3 protein-coding genes, 6 tRNA genes and 10 rRNA genes are annotated in these 21,134 nt (G+C 48.0%); 18 read left to right on the top strand and 1 reads right to left on the bottom strand.

Translation table 11 applies throughout. The features are described from left to right. Window positions 1–60: 60 nt before the first annotated feature. Both aroE and ACJZU6_RS01440 read left to right on the top strand, forming a co-directional pair. Window positions 61–882, top strand: a complete 822-nt coding sequence (gene aroE, locus ACJZU6_RS01445; protein ID WP_107277139.1) for a shikimate dehydrogenase — start codon at window positions 61–63, stop codon at window positions 880–882. Window positions 883–888: 6 nt separating this feature from the next. Further along, on the top strand, window positions 889–1,152 hold the full coding sequence (locus ACJZU6_RS01440; RefSeq protein WP_080159093.1) for a DUF1488 domain-containing protein: 264 nt from the start codon (window positions 889–891) through the stop codon (window positions 1,150–1,152). Window positions 1,153–1,177: 25 nt separating this feature from the next. Here ACJZU6_RS01440 and ACJZU6_RS01435 read toward each other — a convergent pair whose 3' ends face one another. Further along, on the bottom strand, window positions 1,178–1,714 hold the full coding sequence (locus ACJZU6_RS01435) for a gamma carbonic anhydrase family protein (RefSeq protein ID WP_080159094.1): 537 nt from the start codon (window positions 1,712–1,714) through the stop codon (window positions 1,178–1,180). A 443-nt stretch (window positions 1,715–2,157) separates the two neighbouring features. Between ACJZU6_RS01435 and ACJZU6_RS01430 the strand changes: the two genes are divergently transcribed. The 16 genes from ACJZU6_RS01430 (at window position 2,158) to ACJZU6_RS01355 (ending at window position 20,865) form a co-directional block, all read left to right on the top strand. Next, window positions 2,158–3,702, top strand: a 16S ribosomal RNA gene (locus ACJZU6_RS01430). A 335-nt stretch (window positions 3,703–4,037) separates the two neighbouring features. Further along, window positions 4,038–6,931, top strand: a 23S ribosomal RNA gene (locus ACJZU6_RS01425). A 137-nt stretch (window positions 6,932–7,068) separates the two neighbouring features. Beyond that, a 5S ribosomal RNA gene (gene rrf / locus ACJZU6_RS01420) occupies window positions 7,069–7,184 on the top strand. A gap of 420 nt (window positions 7,185–7,604) precedes the next feature. Next, window positions 7,605–9,149 (top strand): 16S ribosomal RNA (locus tag ACJZU6_RS01415). Window positions 9,150–9,515: 366 nt separating this feature from the next. After that, window positions 9,516–12,409: ribosomal RNA gene (locus ACJZU6_RS01410) — 23S ribosomal RNA — on the top strand. A gap of 137 nt (window positions 12,410–12,546) precedes the next feature. Next, window positions 12,547–12,662, top strand: a 5S ribosomal RNA gene (gene rrf, locus ACJZU6_RS01405). A 421-nt stretch (window positions 12,663–13,083) separates the two neighbouring features. Further along, window positions 13,084–14,628: ribosomal RNA gene (locus tag ACJZU6_RS01400) — 16S ribosomal RNA — on the top strand. A 101-nt stretch (window positions 14,629–14,729) separates the two neighbouring features. After that, window positions 14,730–14,805 (top strand) — tRNA-Glu (locus ACJZU6_RS01395). Between the two features lie 21 nt (window positions 14,806–14,826). Beyond that, window positions 14,827–14,902, top strand: a tRNA-Lys gene (locus ACJZU6_RS01390). A gap of 31 nt (window positions 14,903–14,933) precedes the next feature. Next, window positions 14,934–15,009: transfer RNA gene (locus ACJZU6_RS01385), tRNA-Val, on the top strand. 362 nt (window positions 15,010–15,371) lie between these two features. After that, window positions 15,372–18,265, top strand: a 23S ribosomal RNA gene (locus ACJZU6_RS01380). A 137-nt stretch (window positions 18,266–18,402) separates the two neighbouring features. Further along, window positions 18,403–18,518: ribosomal RNA gene (rrf, locus tag ACJZU6_RS01375) — 5S ribosomal RNA — on the top strand. A 421-nt stretch (window positions 18,519–18,939) separates the two neighbouring features. After that, window positions 18,940–20,484, top strand: a 16S ribosomal RNA gene (locus tag ACJZU6_RS01370). Together the 16S, 23S and 5S rRNA genes with 6 tRNA genes alongside form the textbook arrangement of a ribosomal RNA operon. Before the next feature lie 101 nt (window positions 20,485–20,585). Continuing rightward, a tRNA-Glu gene (locus ACJZU6_RS01365) sits at window positions 20,586–20,661 on the top strand. A 21-nt stretch (window positions 20,662–20,682) separates the two neighbouring features. Next, window positions 20,683–20,758 (top strand) — tRNA-Lys (locus ACJZU6_RS01360). Window positions 20,759–20,789: 31 nt separating this feature from the next. Beyond that, window positions 20,790–20,865, top strand: a tRNA-Val gene (locus ACJZU6_RS01355). Window positions 20,866–21,134 lie beyond the last annotated feature (269 nt).

The following is a 21,134-nucleotide window of genomic DNA, read 5'->3' as shown; positions in this document are numbered from 1 at the left end:
GCAGTAATTTCATCCAGTGGTAGGGTCGATATATCGGCCCTTTTATTTGAGTAATGGACTATGGACAAATATATCGTGGTGGGCAATCCCATCAATCACAGTAAATCTCCTTTCATTCATACCCTTTTTGCCCGTCAAACCAGCCAGAAGATGGAATATTGTAGTCAGTTAGTGGCACTCGATGGTTTTGTAACTGCAATGGATGCTTTTTTTGCTGATGGTGGCAAAGGCTGTAATATTACGGTGCCTTTTAAAGAACAAGCCTTTGAGTACGCGACCCAACTTACGCAACGGGCTCAATTAGCGGGTGCAGTAAATACGTTAAAACGCCTCGATGATGGCGGTATATTAGGTGATAACACCGATGGTGAAGGCTTGGTGCAGGATTTATTGCAACAACAGGTCGCACTGAAAGATAAACGTATTTTATTAATCGGTGCTGGCGGTGCTGCGCGAGGGGTGATTTTACCTTTATTAGCTCAGCAGCCACAGACACTCATTATAACTAATCGAACGTTGACCAAAGCCCAACAGTTAGCGGCACTATTTACCGAATATGGTGATATTGAAGCGTTATCTTTTGATGCTTTAGGTGAGCAGAGTTTTGACGTGATCATTAATTCAACTTCAGCGAGTCTGAGTGGTCATGTTCCTGCCGTGCCAACAGCTGTTATCGGTCAACATACCTGTTGTTATGACATGGTCTACGGTTCAAGTGTGACGGCATTTAATCTCTGGGCGCAACAATACAATGCGCTTAAAACGATTGACGGTTTAGGAATGTTAGTCGGACAAGCCGCAGAAAGTTTTATGCTATGGCGAGGATTACGCCCAGGGGCTAAACAAGTACAACGTGAATTAAGACGCCTTTTACAAGAGTAAAATTACATGAACCAAAATATATTATTTGCTGATATTCAAACTTGGCATTCAGATCAGCAAGCTATTCACTTTCCAGCCCAGCAAGGTGGCGCACTGATCAATTGTTGGTTGCCATTATCATGGTTACAACAGCAAAGTGAATGCGCATTATCAACACCAGAAGCTATTATCACGACTTTTATTGAATATCGATTTGATATTGAAGATATTGCTGAAGCCATGATTGAGGATGAAGATTTTAATGATAATGGCGATATTGTTATTAAATAAATAGCATCACCACGACCAGGTATAATTATTGGCTAAGGTATTCATCCTTTAATTGAACATAATTAGTTGCTGATTGAGTTAATGACATTAATTCTTGTTCTGTCAGAGGCCGGATTTGTTTAACAGGACTTCCTATATAAAGGAAGCCAGAACAAAGCCGTTTCTTTGGTGGAACTAAACTTCCCGCTCCAATAATGACATCATGTTCAATAATGGCACCATCTAAAATAATGGTTCCCATACCTACTAAGACACGATCTTCAATCTTACAGCCATGCAACATCGCTTTATGACCCACAGTTACATCATTACCTATAATAAGTGGATATCCATCAGGGTTTGTAGTGCTAACTCGACTAACGTGCAGAATGGAACCATCTTGAATATTACTGCGTTGGCCAATATGAATGTGATTAACATCCCCACGCGCAACAACCAAAGGCCACAAACTACTGTCTGTTCCAATGTTAACCTTACCAATAATGACTGCTGTGATATCTATATAGACATTATCGGCTAGCTGTGGCGTGTGATTTTGGTAATGGCGAAGAGCAAATGTCATAACAATGCTTAATTAGTCAAATTATGGTTTTACCATAACTAATATTTCGAGTGATTAACAACCAAAAAAGTAGCGGTTGATCGTTATTTGGACGTTCGGGCAAATATGACAAATTTATTGTACTTTAGCCCTTGCTAATGTGATCGAACTCTCTATACTACGACCTCACTGACACGGAGCAAGCCATTGGCTAGCAACGAAATCAGTGTTGTTCTTTAACAATTTGACCATGCAATCTGTGTGGGCACTCGTTGAATAGTTAAGTCGAAAGATTTATCAATGAACTGAGTGACCAATACAAATAACTACGGTTATTTGGCACAGTCAATTCATTACCATTCTGTTCCTCTTTGTAGAAACAGAAGCGGTAATAGCTTTAAAATTACATTAGTAGTTTTGAAGTCAGTATTCATTGAGCCGTCTCGAAAGAGACAACAAAACTTTAATTGAAGAGTTTGATCATGGCTCAGATTGAACGCTGGCGGCAGGCCTAACACATGCAAGTCGAGCGGTAACAGAAAGAAAGCTTGCTTTCTTTGCTGACGAGCGGCGGACGGGTGAGTAATGCCTGGGAATATACCCTGATGTGGGGGATAACTATTGGAAACGATAGCTAATACCGCATAATCTCTTCGGAGCAAAGAGGGGGACCTTCGGGCCTCTCGCGTCAGGATTAGCCCAGGTGGGATTAGCTAGTTGGTGGGGTAATGGCTCACCAAGGCGACGATCCCTAGCTGGTCTGAGAGGATGATCAGCCACACTGGAACTGAGACACGGTCCAGACTCCTACGGGAGGCAGCAGTGGGGAATATTGCACAATGGGGGAAACCCTGATGCAGCCATGCCGCGTGTATGAAGAAGGCCTTCGGGTTGTAAAGTACTTTCAGTTGTGAGGAAGGCAGTTAAGTTAATAGCTTAGCTGTTTGACGTTAGCAACAGAAGAAGCACCGGCTAACTCCGTGCCAGCAGCCGCGGTAATACGGAGGGTGCGAGCGTTAATCGGAATTACTGGGCGTAAAGCGCATGCAGGCGGTCTGTTAAGCAAGATGTGAAAGCCCGGGGCTCAACCTCGGAACAGCATTTTGAACTGGCAGACTAGAGTCTTGTAGAGGGGGGTAGAATTTCAGGTGTAGCGGTGAAATGCGTAGAGATCTGAAGGAATACCGGTGGCGAAGGCGGCCCCCTGGACAAAGACTGACGCTCAGATGCGAAAGCGTGGGGAGCAAACAGGATTAGATACCCTGGTAGTCCACGCCGTAAACGATGTCTACTTGAAGGTTGTGGCCTTGAGCCGTGGCTTTCGGAGCTAACGCGTTAAGTAGACCGCCTGGGGAGTACGGTCGCAAGATTAAAACTCAAATGAATTGACGGGGGCCCGCACAAGCGGTGGAGCATGTGGTTTAATTCGATGCAACGCGAAGAACCTTACCTACTCTTGACATCCAGAGAATTCGCTAGAGATAGCTTAGTGCCTTCGGGAACTCTGAGACAGGTGCTGCATGGCTGTCGTCAGCTCGTGTTGTGAAATGTTGGGTTAAGTCCCGCAACGAGCGCAACCCTTATCCTTGTTTGCCAGCACGTAATGGTGGGAACTCCAGGGAGACTGCCGGTGATAAACCGGAGGAAGGTGGGGACGACGTCAAGTCATCATGGCCCTTACGAGTAGGGCTACACACGTGCTACAATGGCGTATACAGAGGGCTGCAAGCTAGCGATAGTGAGCGAATCCCACAAAGTACGTCGTAGTCCGGATTGGAGTCTGCAACTCGACTCCATGAAGTCGGAATCGCTAGTAATCGTGAATCAGAATGTCACGGTGAATACGTTCCCGGGCCTTGTACACACCGCCCGTCACACCATGGGAGTGGGCTGCACCAGAAGTAGATAGCTTAACCTTCGGGAGGGCGTTTACCACGGTGTGGTTCATGACTGGGGTGAAGTCGTAACAAGGTAGCCCTAGGGGAACCTGGGGCTGGATCACCTCCTTACCTAAAGACTTATGCTGTTTTATGCAGTGTCCACACAGATTGCTTGGTAAAATTAGTTATTAGAAAATAGCGAAAGTGCTAATTAATGCAAACGCATTGATTAACGCTTTTGCGTTATGCTCTTTAACAATCTGGAAAGCTGACTAGTAAATTTAATCGAAAGATTAATTTTAAAAATGTTTTTATTCTTTGAATAAAAACGAGTTCTCAAAACAACACACATTCAAGTGTCTTGTATCGAGTCCGGCGAAAAACCAATGTTTAATATTTTCTTGATCGGATTATTAAACACAAACCTTGGTTGTTTGAACATACAAGACCTCTTGGGGTTGTATGGTTAAGTGACTAAGCGTACACGGTGGATGCCTTGGCAGTCAGAGGCGATGAAGGACGTATTAACTTGCGATAAGCCCAGATTAGGCAGTAAAAGCCTCTTGAGTCTGGGATTTCCGAATGGGGAAACCCACTTGCATAAGCAAGTATCATTAACTGAATACATAGGTTAATGAGGCAAACCGGGGGAACTGAAACATCTAAGTACCCCGAGGAAGAGAAATCAACCGAGATTCCGGTAGTAGCGGCGAGCGAAACCGGATTAGCCCTTAAGCTAGTTCTGCGTTAGGTGAATGTACTGGAAAGTACCGCGATACAGGGTGATAGCCCCGTAACCAAAAATGCATTATTAGTGAAATCGAGTAGGACGGGACACGTGATATCCTGTTTGAACATGGGGGGACCATCCTCCAAGGCTAAATACTCCTGACTGACCGATAGTGAACCAGTACCGTGAGGGAAAGGCGAAAAGAACCCCTGTGAGGGGAGTGAAATAGAACCTGAAACCGTGTACGTACAAGCAGTAGGAGCCCACTTGTTGGGTGACTGCGTACCTTTTGTATAATGGGTCAGCGACTTAATTTTAGTAGCAAGGTTAACCGTTTAGGGGAGCCGTAGGGAAACCGAGTCTTAACTGGGCGTCATAGTTGCTAGGATTAGACCCGAAACCGAGTGATCTAGCCATGGGCAGGTTGAAGGTGAGGTAACACTTACTGGAGGACCGAACCGACTAATGTTGAAAAATTAGCGGATGACTTGTGGCTAGGGGTGAAAGGCCAATCAAACTCGGAGATAGCTGGTTCTCCCCGAAAGCTATTTAGGTAGCGCCTCGGACGAATACTACTGGGGGTAGAGCACTGTTAAGGCTAGGGGGTCATCCCGACTTACCAACCCTTTGCAAACTCCGAATACCAGTAAGTACTATCCGGGAGACACACGGCGGGTGCTAACGTCCGTCGTGAAGAGGGAAACAACCCAGACCGCCAGCTAAGGTCCCAAAGTTATAGCTAAGTGGGAAACGATGTGGGAAGGCTCAGACAGCCAGGATGTTGGCTTAGAAGCAGCCATCATTTAAAGAAAGCGTAATAGCTCACTGGTCGAGTCGGCCTGCGCGGAAGATTTAACGGGGCTAAGCTATACACCGAAGCTGCGGCAATATGAACTTGTTCATATTGGGTAGGGGAGCGTTCTGTAAGCCGTTGAAGGTGCATTGTAAAGTGTGCTGGAGGTATCAGAAGTGCGAATGCTGACATGAGTAACGATAAAGGGAGTGAAAAACTCCCTCGCCGGAAGATCAAGGGTTCCTGTCCAACGTTAATCGGGGCAGGGTAAGTCGACCCCTAAGGCGAGGCCGAAAGGCGTAGTCGATGGGAAACGGGTTAATATTCCCGTACTTCTTATAATTGCGATGGAGGGACGGAGAAGGCTAGGTGAGCCTGGCGACGGTTGTCCAGGTCCAAGTATGTAGGCTGATGAATTAGGCAAATCCGGTTCATCTTAAGGCTGAGATACGATGTCGAGCTACTACGGTAGTGAAGTCATTGATGCCATGCTTCCGGGAAAAGCTTCTAAGCTTCAGATTATAAGAAATCGTACCCCAAACCGACACAGGTGATCAGGTAGAGAATACCAAGGCGCTTGAGAGAACTCGGGTGAAGGAACTAGGCAAAATGGTACCGTAACTTCGGGAGAAGGTACGCTCCTAGCGGTGATGAGACTTGCTCTCTAAGCTGCCGGGAGTCGCAGATACCAGGTGGCTGCAACTGTTTATTAAAAACACAGCACTGTGCAAAATCGAAAGATGACGTATACGGTGTGACGCCTGCCCGGTGCCGGAAGGTTAATTGATGGGGTTAGACTTCGGTCGAAGCTCTTGATCGAAGCCCCGGTAAACGGCGGCCGTAACTATAACGGTCCTAAGGTAGCGAAATTCCTTGTCGGGTAAGTTCCGACCTGCACGAATGGCGTAATGATGGCCACGCTGTCTCCACCCGAGACTCAGTGAAATTGAAATCGCAGTGAAGATGCTGTGTACCCGCGGCTAGACGGAAAGACCCCGTGAACCTTTACTATAGCTTGGCACTGAACATTGACCCTACATGTGTAGGATAGGTGGGAGACGTTGAAGCAACCGCGCCAGTGGTTGTGGAGTCAATCTTGAAATACCACCCTTGTATGCTTGATGTTCTAACGTTGACCCCTTATCGGGGTTACGGACAGTGCCTGGTGGGTAGTTTGACTGGGGCGGTCTCCTCCCAAAGAGTAACGGAGGAGCACGAAGGTGGGCTAATCACGGTCGGACATCGTGAGGTTAGTGCAATGGCATAAGCCCGCTTGACTGCGAGAATGACAATTCGAGCAGGTGCGAAAGCAGGTCATAGTGATCCGGTGGTTCTGAATGGAAGGGCCATCGCTCAACGGATAAAAGGTACTCCGGGGATAACAGGCTGATACCGCCCAAGAGTTCATATCGACGGCGGTGTTTGGCACCTCGATGTCGGCTCATCACATCCTGGGGCTGAAGTCGGTCCCAAGGGTATGGCTGTTCGCCATTTAAAGTGGTACGCGAGCTGGGTTTAGAACGTCGTGAGACAGTTCGGTCCCTATCTGCCGTGGGCGTTGGATGATTGAGAGGGGCTGCTCCTAGTACGAGAGGACCGGAGTGGACGAACCGCTGGTGTTCGGGTTGTATCGCCAGATGCATTGCCCGGTAGCTAAGTTCGGAATCGATAACCGCTGAAAGCATCTAAGCGGGAAGCGAGCCTCAAGATGAGTCATCCCTAGACCTTTAAGGTCTCTAAAGGGTTGTTGAAGACTACAACGTTGATAGGTCAGGTGTGTAAGTGCTGCGAGGCATTGAGCTAACTGATACTAATTGCCCGTGAGGCTTAACCATACAACACCCAAGGGGTTTTCCTTCTCATAAGAGAAGAGACGGACTCTACAAACGCTTGAATGCGTGTTGAGAACAACTAGTTAGATTTTCCCAGATTGCTATTTATTGTCATAAGACAATAAATAAACCAGAATTTGCTTGGCGACCATAGCGTTATGGACCCACCTGATCCCATGCCGAACTCAGTAGTGAAACGTAATAGCGCCGATGGTAGTGTGGGGTCTCCCCATGTGAGAGTAGGACATCGCCAGGCTCAAATTTATGAAAGCCCGTTCAATGAACGGGCTTTTATTTCGCTCTTACTGATTGTAATGTGAGCGACGTCAACAGAAAGTTTTTACTTTTTAATCGATTGATAAAAAAGAATAAAATTTTGTCTTGACTGAATATCAGAAAAGCGTATTATACGCCACCTGACTTGCTGAAGCGTAACGCGCTAAGGCATTGAAAGTCAACGTTCTTTAACAATTTGACCATGCAATCTGTGTGGGCACTCGTTGAATAGTTAAGTCGAAAGATTTATCAATGAACTGAGTGACCAATACAAATAACTACGGTTATTTGGCACAGTCAATTCATTACCATTCTGTTGGAATGGTAATAGCTTTAAAATTACTAAGGTAGTTTTGAAGTCAGTATTCATTGAGCCGTCTCGAAAGAGACAACAAAACTTTAATTGAAGAGTTTGATCATGGCTCAGATTGAACGCTGGCGGCAGGCCTAACACATGCAAGTCGAGCGGTAACAGAAAGAAAGCTTGCTTTCTTTGCTGACGAGCGGCGGACGGGTGAGTAATGCCTGGGAATATACCCTGATGTGGGGGATAACTATTGGAAACGATAGCTAATACCGCATAATCTCTTCGGAGCAAAGAGGGGGACCTTCGGGCCTCTCGCGTCAGGATTAGCCCAGGTGGGATTAGCTAGTTGGTGGGGTAATGGCTCACCAAGGCGACGATCCCTAGCTGGTCTGAGAGGATGATCAGCCACACTGGAACTGAGACACGGTCCAGACTCCTACGGGAGGCAGCAGTGGGGAATATTGCACAATGGGGGAAACCCTGATGCAGCCATGCCGCGTGTATGAAGAAGGCCTTCGGGTTGTAAAGTACTTTCAGTTGTGAGGAAGGCAGTTAAGTTAATAGCTTGGCTGTTTGACGTTAGCAACAGAAGAAGCACCGGCTAACTCCGTGCCAGCAGCCGCGGTAATACGGAGGGTGCGAGCGTTAATCGGAATTACTGGGCGTAAAGCGCATGCAGGCGGTCTGTTAAGCAAGATGTGAAAGCCCGGGGCTCAACCTCGGAACAGCATTTTGAACTGGCAGACTAGAGTCTTGTAGAGGGGGGTAGAATTTCAGGTGTAGCGGTGAAATGCGTAGAGATCTGAAGGAATACCGGTGGCGAAGGCGGCCCCCTGGACAAAGACTGACGCTCAGATGCGAAAGCGTGGGGAGCAAACAGGATTAGATACCCTGGTAGTCCACGCCGTAAACGATGTCTACTTGAAGGTTGTGGCCTTGAGCCGTGGCTTTCGGAGCTAACGCGTTAAGTAGACCGCCTGGGGAGTACGGTCGCAAGATTAAAACTCAAATGAATTGACGGGGGCCCGCACAAGCGGTGGAGCATGTGGTTTAATTCGATGCAACGCGAAGAACCTTACCTACTCTTGACATCCAGAGAATTCGCTAGAGATAGCTTAGTGCCTTCGGGAACTCTGAGACAGGTGCTGCATGGCTGTCGTCAGCTCGTGTTGTGAAATGTTGGGTTAAGTCCCGCAACGAGCGCAACCCTTATCCTTGTTTGCCAGCACGTAATGGTGGGAACTCCAGGGAGACTGCCGGTGATAAACCGGAGGAAGGTGGGGACGACGTCAAGTCATCATGGCCCTTACGAGTAGGGCTACACACGTGCTACAATGGCGTATACAGAGGGCTGCAAGCTAGCGATAGTGAGCGAATCCCACAAAGTACGTCGTAGTCCGGATTGGAGTCTGCAACTCGACTCCATGAAGTCGGAATCGCTAGTAATCGTGAATCAGAATGTCACGGTGAATACGTTCCCGGGCCTTGTACACACCGCCCGTCACACCATGGGAGTGGGCTGCACCAGAAGTAGATAGCTTAACCTTCGGGAGGGCGTTTACCACGGTGTGGTTCATGACTGGGGTGAAGTCGTAACAAGGTAGCCCTAGGGGAACCTGGGGCTGGATCACCTCCTTACCTAAAGACTTATGCTGTTTTATGCAGTGTCCACACAGATTGCTTGGTAAAATTAGTTATTAGAAAATAGCGAAAGTGCTAATTAATGCAAACGCATTGATTAACGCTTTTGCGTTATGCTCTTTAACAATCTGGAAAGCTGACTAGTAAATTTAATCGAAAGATTAATTTTAAAAATGTTTTTATTCTTTGAATAAAAACGAGTTCTCAAAACATACACATTCAAGTGTCTGTGTTTGCTTTCACTTTTTAAAGTGAAGACAAATAAATGAGTCCGGCGAAAAACCAATGTTTAATATTTTCTTGATCGGAGTATTAAACGCAAACCTTGGTTGTTTGAACATACAAGACCTCTTGGGGTTGTATGGTTAAGTGACTAAGCGTACACGGTGGATGCCTTGGCAGTCAGAGGCGATGAAGGACGTATTAACTTGCGATAAGCCCAGATTAGGCAGTAAAAGCCTCTTGAGTCTGGGATTTCCGAATGGGGAAACCCACTTGCATAAGCAAGTATCATTAACTGAATACATAGGTTAATGAGGCAAACCGGGGGAACTGAAACATCTAAGTACCCCGAGGAAGAGAAATCAACCGAGATTCCGGTAGTAGCGGCGAGCGAAACCGGATTAGCCCTTAAGCTAGTTCTGCGTTAGGTGAAGGTTCTGGAAAGTACCGCGATACAGGGTGATAGCCCCGTAACCAAAAATGCATTATTAGTGAAATCGAGTAGGACGGGACACGTGATATCCTGTTTGAACATGGGGGGACCATCCTCCAAGGCTAAATACTCCTGACTGACCGATAGTGAACCAGTACCGTGAGGGAAAGGCGAAAAGAACCCCTGTGAGGGGAGTGAAATAGAACCTGAAACCGTGTACGTACAAGCAGTAGGAGCCCACTTGTTGGGTGACTGCGTACCTTTTGTATAATGGGTCAGCGACTTAATTTTAGTAGCAAGGTTAACCGTTTAGGGGAGCCGTAGGGAAACCGAGTCTTAACTGGGCGTCATAGTTGCTAGGATTAGACCCGAAACCGAGTGATCTAGCCATGGGCAGGTTGAAGGTGAGGTAACACTTACTGGAGGACCGAACCGACTAATGTTGAAAAATTAGCGGATGACTTGTGGCTAGGGGTGAAAGGCCAATCAAACTCGGAGATAGCTGGTTCTCCCCGAAAGCTATTTAGGTAGCGCCTCGGACGAATACTACTGGGGGTAGAGCACTGTTAAGGCTAGGGGGTCATCCCGACTTACCAACCCTTTGCAAACTCCGAATACCAGTAAGTAATATCCGGGAGACACACGGCGGGTGCTAACGTCCGTCGTGAAGAGGGAAACAACCCAGACCGCCAGCTAAGGTCCCAAAGTTATAGCTAAGTGGGAAACGATGTGGGAAGGCTCAGACAGCCAGGATGTTGGCTTAGAAGCAGCCATCATTTAAAGAAAGCGTAATAGCTCACTGGTCGAGTCGGCCTGCGCGGAAGATTTAACGGGGCTAAGCTATACACCGAAGCTGCGGCAATATGAACTTGTTCATATTGGGTAGGGGAGCGTTCTGTAAGCCGTTGAAGGTGCATTGTAAAGTGTGCTGGAGGTATCAGAAGTGCGAATGCTGACATGAGTAACGATAAAGGGAGTGAAAAACTCCCTCGCCGGAAGATCAAGGGTTCCTGTCCAACGTTAATCGGGGCAGGGTAAGTCGACCCCTAAGGCGAGGCCGAAAGGCGTAGTCGATGGGAAACGGGTTAATATTCCCGTACTTCTTATAATTGCGATGGAGGGACGGAGAAGGCTAGGTGAGCCTGGCGACGGTTGTCCAGGTCCAAGTATGTAGGCTGATGAATTAGGCAAATCCGGTTCATCTTAAGGCTGAGATACGATGTCGAGCTACTACGGTAGTGAAGTCATTGATGCCATGCTTCCGGGAAAAGCTTCTAAGCTTCAGATTATAAGAAATCGTACCCCAAACCGACACAGGTGATCAGGTAGAGAATACCAAGGCGCTTGAGAGAACTCGGGTGAAGGAACTAGGCAAAATGGTACCGTAACTTCGGGAGAAGGTACGCTCCTAGCGGTGATGAGACTTGCTCTCTAAGCTGCCGGGAGTCGCAGATACCAGGTGGCTGCAACTGTTTATTAAAAACACAGCACTGTGCAAAATCGAAAGATGACGTATACGGTGTGACGCCTGCCCGGTGCCGGAAGGTTAATTGATGGGGTTAGACTTCGGTCGAAGCTCTTGATCGAAGCCCCGGTAAACGGCGGCCGTAACTATAACGGTCCTAAGGTAGCGAAATTCCTTGTCGGGTAAGTTCCGACCTGCACGAATGGCGTAATGATGGCCACGCTGTCTCCACCCGAGACTCAGTGAAATTGAAATCGCAGTGAAGATGCTGTGTACCCGCGGCTAGACGGAAAGACCCCGTGAACCTTTACTATAGCTTGGCACTGAACATTGACCCTACATGTGTAGGATAGGTGGGAGACGTTGAAGCAACCGCGCCAGTGGTTGTGGAGTCAATCTTGAAATACCACCCTTGTATGCTTGATGTTCTAACGTCGACCCCTTATCGGGGTTACGGACAGTGCCTGGTGGGTAGTTTGACTGGGGCGGTCTCCTCCCAAAGAGTAACGGAGGAGCACGAAGGTGGGCTAATCACGGTCGGACATCGTGAGGTTAGTGCAATGGCATAAGCCCGCTTGACTGCGAGAATGACAATTCGAGCAGGTGCGAAAGCAGGTCATAGTGATCCGGTGGTTCTGAATGGAAGGGCCATCGCTCAACGGATAAAAGGTACTCCGGGGATAACAGGCTGATACCGCCCAAGAGTTCATATCGACGGCGGTGTTTGGCACCTCGATGTCGGCTCATCACATCCTGGGGCTGAAGTCGGTCCCAAGGGTATGGCTGTTCGCCATTTAAAGTGGTACGCGAGCTGGGTTTAGAACGTCGTGAGACAGTTCGGTCCCTATCTGCCGTGGGCGTTGGATGATTGAGAGGGGCTGCTCCTAGTACGAGAGGACCGGAGTGGACGAACCGCTGGTGTTCGGGTTGTATCGCCAGATGCATTGCCCGGTAGCTAAGTTCGGAATCGATAACCGCTGAAAGCATCTAAGCGGGAAGCGAGCCTCAAGATGAGTCATCCCTAGACCTTTAAGGTCTCTAAAGGGTTGTTGAAGACTACAACGTTGATAGGTCAGGTGTGTAAGTGCTGCGAGGCATTGAGCTAACTGATACTAATTGCCCGTGAGGCTTAACCATACAACACCCAAGGGGTTTTCCTTCTCATAAGAGAAGAGACGGACTCTACAAACGCTTGAATGCGTGTTGAGAACAACTAGTTAGATTTTCCCAGATTGCTATTTATTGTCATAAGACAATAAATAAACCAGAATTTGCTTGGCGACCATAGCGTTATGGACCCACCTGATCCCATGCCGAACTCAGTAGTGAAACGTAATAGCGCCGATGGTAGTGTGGGGTCTCCCCATGTGAGAGTAGGACATCGCCAGGCTTCAAATTTATGAAAGCCCGTTCAATGAACGGGCTTTTATTTCGCTCTTACTGATTGTAATGTGAGCGACGTCAACAGAAAGTTTTTACTTTTTAATCGATTGATAAAAAAGAATAAAATTTTGTCTTGACTGAATATCAGAAAAGCGTATTATACGCCACCTGACTTGCTGAAGCGTAATGCGCTAAGGCATTGAAAGTCAACGTTCTTTAACAATTTGACCATGCAATCTGTGTGGGCACTCGTTGAATAGTTAAGTCGAAAGATTTATCAATGAACTGAGTGACCAATACAAATAACTACGGTTATTTGGCACAGTCAATTCATTACCATTCTGTTGGAATGGTAATAGCTTTAAAATTACTAAGGTAGTTTTGAAGTCAGTATTCATTGAGCCGTCTCGAAAGAGACAACAAAACTTTAATTGAAGAGTTTGATCATGGCTCAGATTGAACGCTGGCGGCAGGCCTAACACATGCAAGTCGAGCGGTAACAGAAAGAAAGCTTGCTTTCTTTGCTGACGAGCGGCGGACGGGTGAGTAATGCCTGGGAATATACCCTGATGTGGGGGATAACTATTGGAAACGATAGCTAATACCGCATAATCTCTTCGGAGCAAAGAGGGGGACCTTCGGGCCTCTCGCGTCAGGATTAGCCCAGGTGGGATTAGCTAGTTGGTGGGGTAATGGCTCACCAAGGCGACGATCCCTAGCTGGTCTGAGAGGATGATCAGCCACACTGGAACTGAGACACGGTCCAGACTCCTACGGGAGGCAGCAGTGGGGAATATTGCACAATGGGGGAAACCCTGATGCAGCCATGCCGCGTGTATGAAGAAGGCCTTCGGGTTGTAAAGTACTTTCAGTTGTGAGGAAGGCAGTTAAGTTAATAGCTTGGCTGTTTGACGTTAGCAACAGAAGAAGCACCGGCTAACTCCGTGCCAGCAGCCGCGGTAATACGGAGGGTGCGAGCGTTAATCGGAATTACTGGGCGTAAAGCGCATGCAGGCGGTCTGTTAAGCAAGATGTGAAAGCCCGGGGCTCAACCTCGGAACAGCATTTTGAACTGGCAGACTAGAGTCTTGTAGAGGGGGGTAGAATTTCAGGTGTAGCGGTGAAATGCGTAGAGATCTGAAGGAATACCGGTGGCGAAGGCGGCCCCCTGGACAAAGACTGACGCTCAGATGCGAAAGCGTGGGGAGCAAACAGGATTAGATACCCTGGTAGTCCACGCCGTAAACGATGTCTACTTGAAGGTTGTGGCCTTGAGCCGTGGCTTTCGGAGCTAACGCGTTAAGTAGACCGCCTGGGGAGTACGGTCGCAAGATTAAAACTCAAATGAATTGACGGGGGCCCGCACAAGCGGTGGAGCATGTGGTTTAATTCGATGCAACGCGAAGAACCTTACCTACTCTTGACATCCAGAGAATTCGCTAGAGATAGCTTAGTGCCTTCGGGAACTCTGAGACAGGTGCTGCATGGCTGTCGTCAGCTCGTGTTGTGAAATGTTGGGTTAAGTCCCGCAACGAGCGCAACCCTTATCCTTGTTTGCCAGCACATAATGGTGGGAACTCCAGGGAGACTGCCGGTGATAAACCGGAGGAAGGTGGGGACGACGTCAAGTCATCATGGCCCTTACGAGTAGGGCTACACACGTGCTACAATGGCGTATACAGAGGGCTGCAAGCTAGCGATAGTGAGCGAATCCCACAAAGTACGTCGTAGTCCGGATTGGAGTCTGCAACTCGACTCCATGAAGTCGGAATCGCTAGTAATCGTGAATCAGAATGTCACGGTGAATACGTTCCCGGGCCTTGTACACACCGCCCGTCACACCATGGGAGTGGGCTGCACCAGAAGTAGATAGCTTAACCTTCGGGAGGGCGTTTACCACGGTGTGGTTCATGACTGGGGTGAAGTCGTAACAAGGTAGCCCTAGGGGAACCTGGGGCTGGATCACCTCCTTACCTAAAGACTTATACTGTTTTATGCAGTGTCCACACAGATTGCTTGGTCGAAATGTAAAAGAGCCGACGTAAGTTGCCCAACAACTTGCGTTATGAACATTGTCCCGTTCGTCTAGAGGCCTAGGACACCGCCCTTTCACGGCGGTAACAGGGGTTCGACTCCCCTACGGGACGCCACTTCTCTTTGAAGTGCAAATTGGGTCGTTAGCTCAGTTGGTAGAGCAGTTGACTTTTAATCAATTGGTCGCAGGTTCGAATCCTGCACGACCCACCATTCTTTCTCACGAAGGAATTAAAACTATCGTGGGCGATTAGCTCAGTTGGGAGAGCACCTCCCTTACAAGGAGGGGGTCACTGGTTCGAGCCCGGTATCGCCCACCACTCTCTAAGAATTTTCTGCACGGAATCGCAGATTTAATGAAGAATATCTTTATTAAGTCCGCATTGTTGTCGCTGAAAATCATTAGAAAGTGGTTATCGTTAGATAATTGCATGCTCTTTAACAATCTGGAAAGCTGACTAGTAAATTTAATCGAAAGATTAATTTTAAAATATTTTTATTCTTTGAATAAAAACGAGTTCTCAAAACAACACACATTCAAGTGTCTTGATTTTGTTTTTACTTTTTAAAGTGAAGACAAATAAATGAGTCCGGCGAAAAACCAATGTTTAATATTTTCTTGATCGGATTATTAAACGCAAACCTTGGTTGTTTGAACATACAAGACCTCTTGGGGTTGTATGGTTAAGTGACTAAGCGTACACGGTGGATGCCTTGGCAGTCAGAGGCGATGAAGGACGTATTAACTTGCGATAAGCCCAGATTAGGCAGTAAAAGCCTCTTGAGTCTGGGATTTCCGAATGGGGAAACCCACTTGCATAAGCAAGTATCATTAACTGAATACATAGGTTAATGAGGCAAACCGGGGGAACTGAAACATCTAAGTACCCCGAGGAAGAGAAATCAACCGAGATTCCGGTAGTAGCGGCGAGCGAAACCGGATTAGCCCTTAAGCTAGTTCTGCGTTAGGTGAAGGTTCTGGAAAGTACCGCGATACAGGGTGATAGCCCCGTAACCAAAAATGCATTATTAGTGAAATCGAGTAGGACGGGACACGTGATATCCTGTTTGAACATGGGGGGACCATCCTCCAAGGCTAAATACTCCTGACTGACCGATAGTGAACCAGTACCGTGAGGGAAAGGCGAAAAGAACCCCTGTGAGGGGAGTGAAATAGAACCTGAAACCGTGTACGTACAAGCAGTAGGAGCCCACTTGTTGGGTGACTGCGTACCTTTTGTATAATGGGTCAGCGACTTAATTTTAGTAGCAAGGTTAACCGTTTAGGGGAGCCGTAGGGAAACCGAGTCTTAACTGGGCGTCATAGTTGCTAGGATTAGACCCGAAACCGAGTGATCTAGCCATGGGCAGGTTGAAGGTGAGGTAACACTTACTGGAGGACCGAACCGACTAATGTTGAAAAATTAGCGGATGACTTGTGGCTAGGGGTGAAAGGCCAATCAAACTCGGAGATAGCTGGTTCTCCCCGAAAGCTATTTAGGTAGCGCCTCGGACGAATACTACTGGGGGTAGAGCACTGTTAAGGCTAGGGGGTCATCCCGACTTACCAACCCTTTGCAAACTCCGAATACCAGTAAGTAATATCCGGGAGACACACGGCGGGTGCTAACGTCCGTCGTGAAGAGGGAAACAACCCAGACCGCCAGCTAAGGTCCCAAAGTTATAGCTAAGTGGGAAACGATGTGGGAAGGCTCAGACAGCCAGGATGTTGGCTTAGAAGCAGCCATCATTTAAAGAAAGCGTAATAGCTCACTGGTCGAGTCGGCCTGCGCGGAAGATTTAACGGGGCTAAGCTATACACCGAAGCTGCGGCAATATGAACTTGTTCATATTGGGTAGGGGAGCGTTCTGTAAGCCGTTGAAGGTGCATTGTAAAGTGTGCTGGAGGTATCAGAAGTGCGAATGCTGACATGAGTAACGATAAAGGGAGTGAAAAACTCCCTCGCCGGAAGATCAAGGGTTCCTGTCCAACGTTAATCGGGGCAGGGTAAGTCGACCCCTAAGGCGAGGCCGAAAGGCGTAGTCGATGGGAAACGGGTTAATATTCCCGTACTTCTTATAATTGCGATGGAGGGACGGAGAAGGCTAGGTGAGCCTGGCGACGGTTGTCCAGGTCCAAGTATGTAGGCTGATGAATTAGGCAAATCCGGTTCATCTTAAGGCTGAGATACGATGTCGAGCTACTACGGTAGTGAAGTCATTGATGCCATGCTTCCGGGAAAAGCTTCTAAGCTTCAGATTATAAGAAATCGTACCCCAAACCGACACAGGTGATCAGGTAGAGAATACCAAGGCGCTTGAGAGAACTCGGGTGAAGGAACTAGGCAAAATGGTACCGTAACTTCGGGAGAAGGTACGCTCCTAGCGGTGATGAGACTTGCTCTCTAAGCTGCCGGGAGTCGCAGATACCAGGTGGCTGCAACTGTTTATTAAAAACACAGCACTGTGCAAAATCGAAAGATGACGTATACGGTGTGACGCCTGCCCGGTGCCGGAAGGTTAATTGATGGGGTTAGACTTCGGTCGAAGCTCTTGATCGAAGCCCCGGTAAACGGCGGCCGTAACTATAACGGTCCTAAGGTAGCGAAATTCCTTGTCGGGTAAGTTCCGACCTGCACGAATGGCGTAATGATGGCCACGCTGTCTCCACCCGAGACTCAGTGAAATTGAAATCGCAGTGAAGATGCTGTGTACCCGCGGCTAGACGGAAAGACCCCGTGAACCTTTACTATAGCTTGGCACTGAACATTGACCCTACATGTGTAGGATAGGTGGGAGACGTTGAAGCAACCGCGCCAGTGGTTGTGGAGTCAATCTTGAAATACCACCCTTGTATGCTTGATGTTCTAACGTCGACCCCTTATCGGGGTTACGGACAGTGCCTGGTGGGTAGTTTGACTGGGGCGGTCTCCTCCCAAAGAGTAACGGAGGAGCACGAAGGTGGGCTAATCACGGTCGGACATCGTGAGGTTAGTGCAATGGCATAAGCCCGCTTGACTGCGAGAATGACAATTCGAGCAGGTGCGAAAGCAGGTCATAGTGATCCGGTGGTTCTGAATGGAAGGGCCATCGCTCAACGGATAAAAGGTACTCCGGGGATAACAGGCTGATACCGCCCAAGAGTTCATATCGACGGCGGTGTTTGGCACCTCGATGTCGGCTCATCACATCCTGGGGCTGAAGTCGGTCCCAAGGGTATGGCTGTTCGCCATTTAAAGTGGTACGCGAGCTGGGTTTAGAACGTCGTGAGACAGTTCGGTCCCTATCTGCCGTGGGCGTTGGATGATTGAGAGGGGCTGCTCCTAGTACGAGAGGACCGGAGTGGACGAACCGCTGGTGTTCGGGTTGTATCGCCAGATGCATTGCCCGGTAGCTAAGTTCGGAATCGATAACCGCTGAAAGCATCTAAGCGGGAAGCGAGCCTCAAGATGAGTCATCCCTAGACCTTTAAGGTCTCTAAAGGGTTGTTGAAGACTACAACGTTGATAGGTCAGGTGTGTAAGTGCTGCGAGGCATTGAGCTAACTGATACTAATTGCCCGTGAGGCTTAACCATACAACACCCAAGGGGTTTTCCTTCTCATAAGAGAAGAGACGGACTCTACAAACGCTTGAATGCGTGTTGAGAACAACTAGTTAGATTTTCCCAGATTGCTATTTATTGTCATAAGACAATAAATAAACCAGAATTTGCTTGGCGACCATAGCGTTATGGACCCACCTGATCCCATGCCGAACTCAGTAGTGAAACGTAATAGCGCCGATGGTAGTGTGGGGTCTCCCCATGTGAGAGTAGGACATCGCCAGGCTTCAAATTTATGAAAGCCCGTTCAATGAACGGGCTTTTATTTCGCTCTTACTGATTGTAATGTGAGCGACGTCAACAGAAAGTTTTTACTTTTTAATCGATTGATAAAAAAGAATAAAATTTTGTCTTGACTGAATATCAGAAAAGCGTATTATACGCCACCTGACTTGCTGAAGCGTAATGCGCTAAGGTATTGAAAGTCAACGTTCTTTAACAATTTGACCATGCAATCTGTGTGGGCACTCGTTGAATAGTTAAGTCGAAAGATTTATCAATGAACTGAGTGACCAATACAAATAACTACGGTTATTTGGCACAGTCAATTCATTACCATTCTGTTGGAATGGTAATAGCTTTAAAATTACTAAGGTAGTTTTGAAGTCAGTATTCATTGAGCCGTCTCGAAAGAGACAACAAAACTTTAATTGAAGAGTTTGATCATGGCTCAGATTGAACGCTGGCGGCAGGCCTAACACATGCAAGTCGAGCGGTAACAGAAAGAAAGCTTGCTTTCTTTGCTGACGAGCGGCGGACGGGTGAGTAATGCCTGGGAATATACCCTGATGTGGGGGATAACTATTGGAAACGATAGCTAATACCGCATAATCTCTTCGGAGCAAAGAGGGGGACCTTCGGGCCTCTCGCGTCAGGATTAGCCCAGGTGGGATTAGCTAGTTGGTGGGGTAATGGCTCACCAAGGCGACGATCCCTAGCTGGTCTGAGAGGATGATCAGCCACACTGGAACTGAGACACGGTCCAGACTCCTACGGGAGGCAGCAGTGGGGAATATTGCACAATGGGGGAAACCCTGATGCAGCCATGCCGCGTGTATGAAGAAGGCCTTCGGGTTGTAAAGTACTTTCAGTTGTGAGGAAGGCAGTTAAGTTAATAGCTTGGCTGTTTGACGTTAGCAACAGAAGAAGCACCGGCTAACTCCGTGCCAGCAGCCGCGGTAATACGGAGGGTGCGAGCGTTAATCGGAATTACTGGGCGTAAAGCGCATGCAGGCGGTCTGTTAAGCAAGATGTGAAAGCCCGGGGCTCAACCTCGGAACAGCATTTTGAACTGGCAGACTAGAGTCTTGTAGAGGGGGGTAGAATTTCAGGTGTAGCGGTGAAATGCGTAGAGATCTGAAGGAATACCGGTGGCGAAGGCGGCCCCCTGGACAAAGACTGACGCTCAGATGCGAAAGCGTGGGGAGCAAACAGGATTAGATACCCTGGTAGTCCACGCCGTAAACGATGTCTACTTGAAGGTTGTGGCCTTGAGCCGTGGCTTTCGGAGCTAACGCGTTAAGTAGACCGCCTGGGGAGTACGGTCGCAAGATTAAAACTCAAATGAATTGACGGGGGCCCGCACAAGCGGTGGAGCATGTGGTTTAATTCGATGCAACGCGAAGAACCTTACCTACTCTTGACATCCAGAGAATTCGCTAGAGATAGCTTAGTGCCTTCGGGAACTCTGAGACAGGTGCTGCATGGCTGTCGTCAGCTCGTGTTGTGAAATGTTGGGTTAAGTCCCGCAACGAGCGCAACCCTTATCCTTGTTTGCCAGCACATAATGGTGGGAACTCCAGGGAGACTGCCGGTGATAAACCGGAGGAAGGTGGGGACGACGTCAAGTCATCATGGCCCTTACGAGTAGGGCTACACACGTGCTACAATGGCGTATACAGAGGGCTGCAAGCTAGCGATAGTGAGCGAATCCCACAAAGTACGTCGTAGTCCGGATTGGAGTCTGCAACTCGACTCCATGAAGTCGGAATCGCTAGTAATCGTGAATCAGAATGTCACGGTGAATACGTTCCCGGGCCTTGTACACACCGCCCGTCACACCATGGGAGTGGGCTGCACCAGAAGTAGATAGCTTAACCTTCGGGAGGGCGTTTACCACGGTGTGGTTCATGACTGGGGTGAAGTCGTAACAAGGTAGCCCTAGGGGAACCTGGGGCTGGATCACCTCCTTACCTAAAGACTTATACTGTTTTATGCAGTGTCCACACAGATTGCTTGGTCGAAATGTAAAAGAGCCGACGTAAGTTGCCCAACAACTTGCGTTATGAACATTGTCCCGTTCGTCTAGAGGCCTAGGACACCGCCCTTTCACGGCGGTAACAGGGGTTCGACTCCCCTACGGGACGCCACTTCTCTTTGAAGTGCAAATTGGGTCGTTAGCTCAGTTGGTAGAGCAGTTGACTTTTAATCAATTGGTCGCAGGTTCGAATCCTGCACGACCCACCATTCTTTCTCACGAAGGAATTAAAACTATCGTGGGCGATTAGCTCAGTTGGGAGAGCACCTCCCTTACAAGGAGGGGGTCACTGGTTCGAGCCCGGTATCGCCCACCACTCTCTAAGAATTTTCTGCACGGAATCGCAGATTTAATGAAGAATATCTTTATTAAGTCCGCATTGTTGTCGCTGAAAATCATTAGAAAGTGGTTATCGTTAGATAATTGCATGCTCTTTAACAATCTGGAAAGCTGACTAGTAAATTTAATCGAAAGATTAATTTTAAAATATTTTTATTCTTTGAATAAAAACGAGTTCTCAAAACAACACACATTCAAGTGTCTTGTATCGAGTCCGGCGAAAAACCAATGTTTAATATTTTCTTG

Source organism: Photobacterium piscicola, from assembly GCF_046058925.1.
GTDB lineage: Bacteria > Pseudomonadota > Gammaproteobacteria > Enterobacterales > Vibrionaceae > Photobacterium > Photobacterium piscicola.
This window is presented reverse-complemented; position numbering and strand designations above follow the sequence as displayed.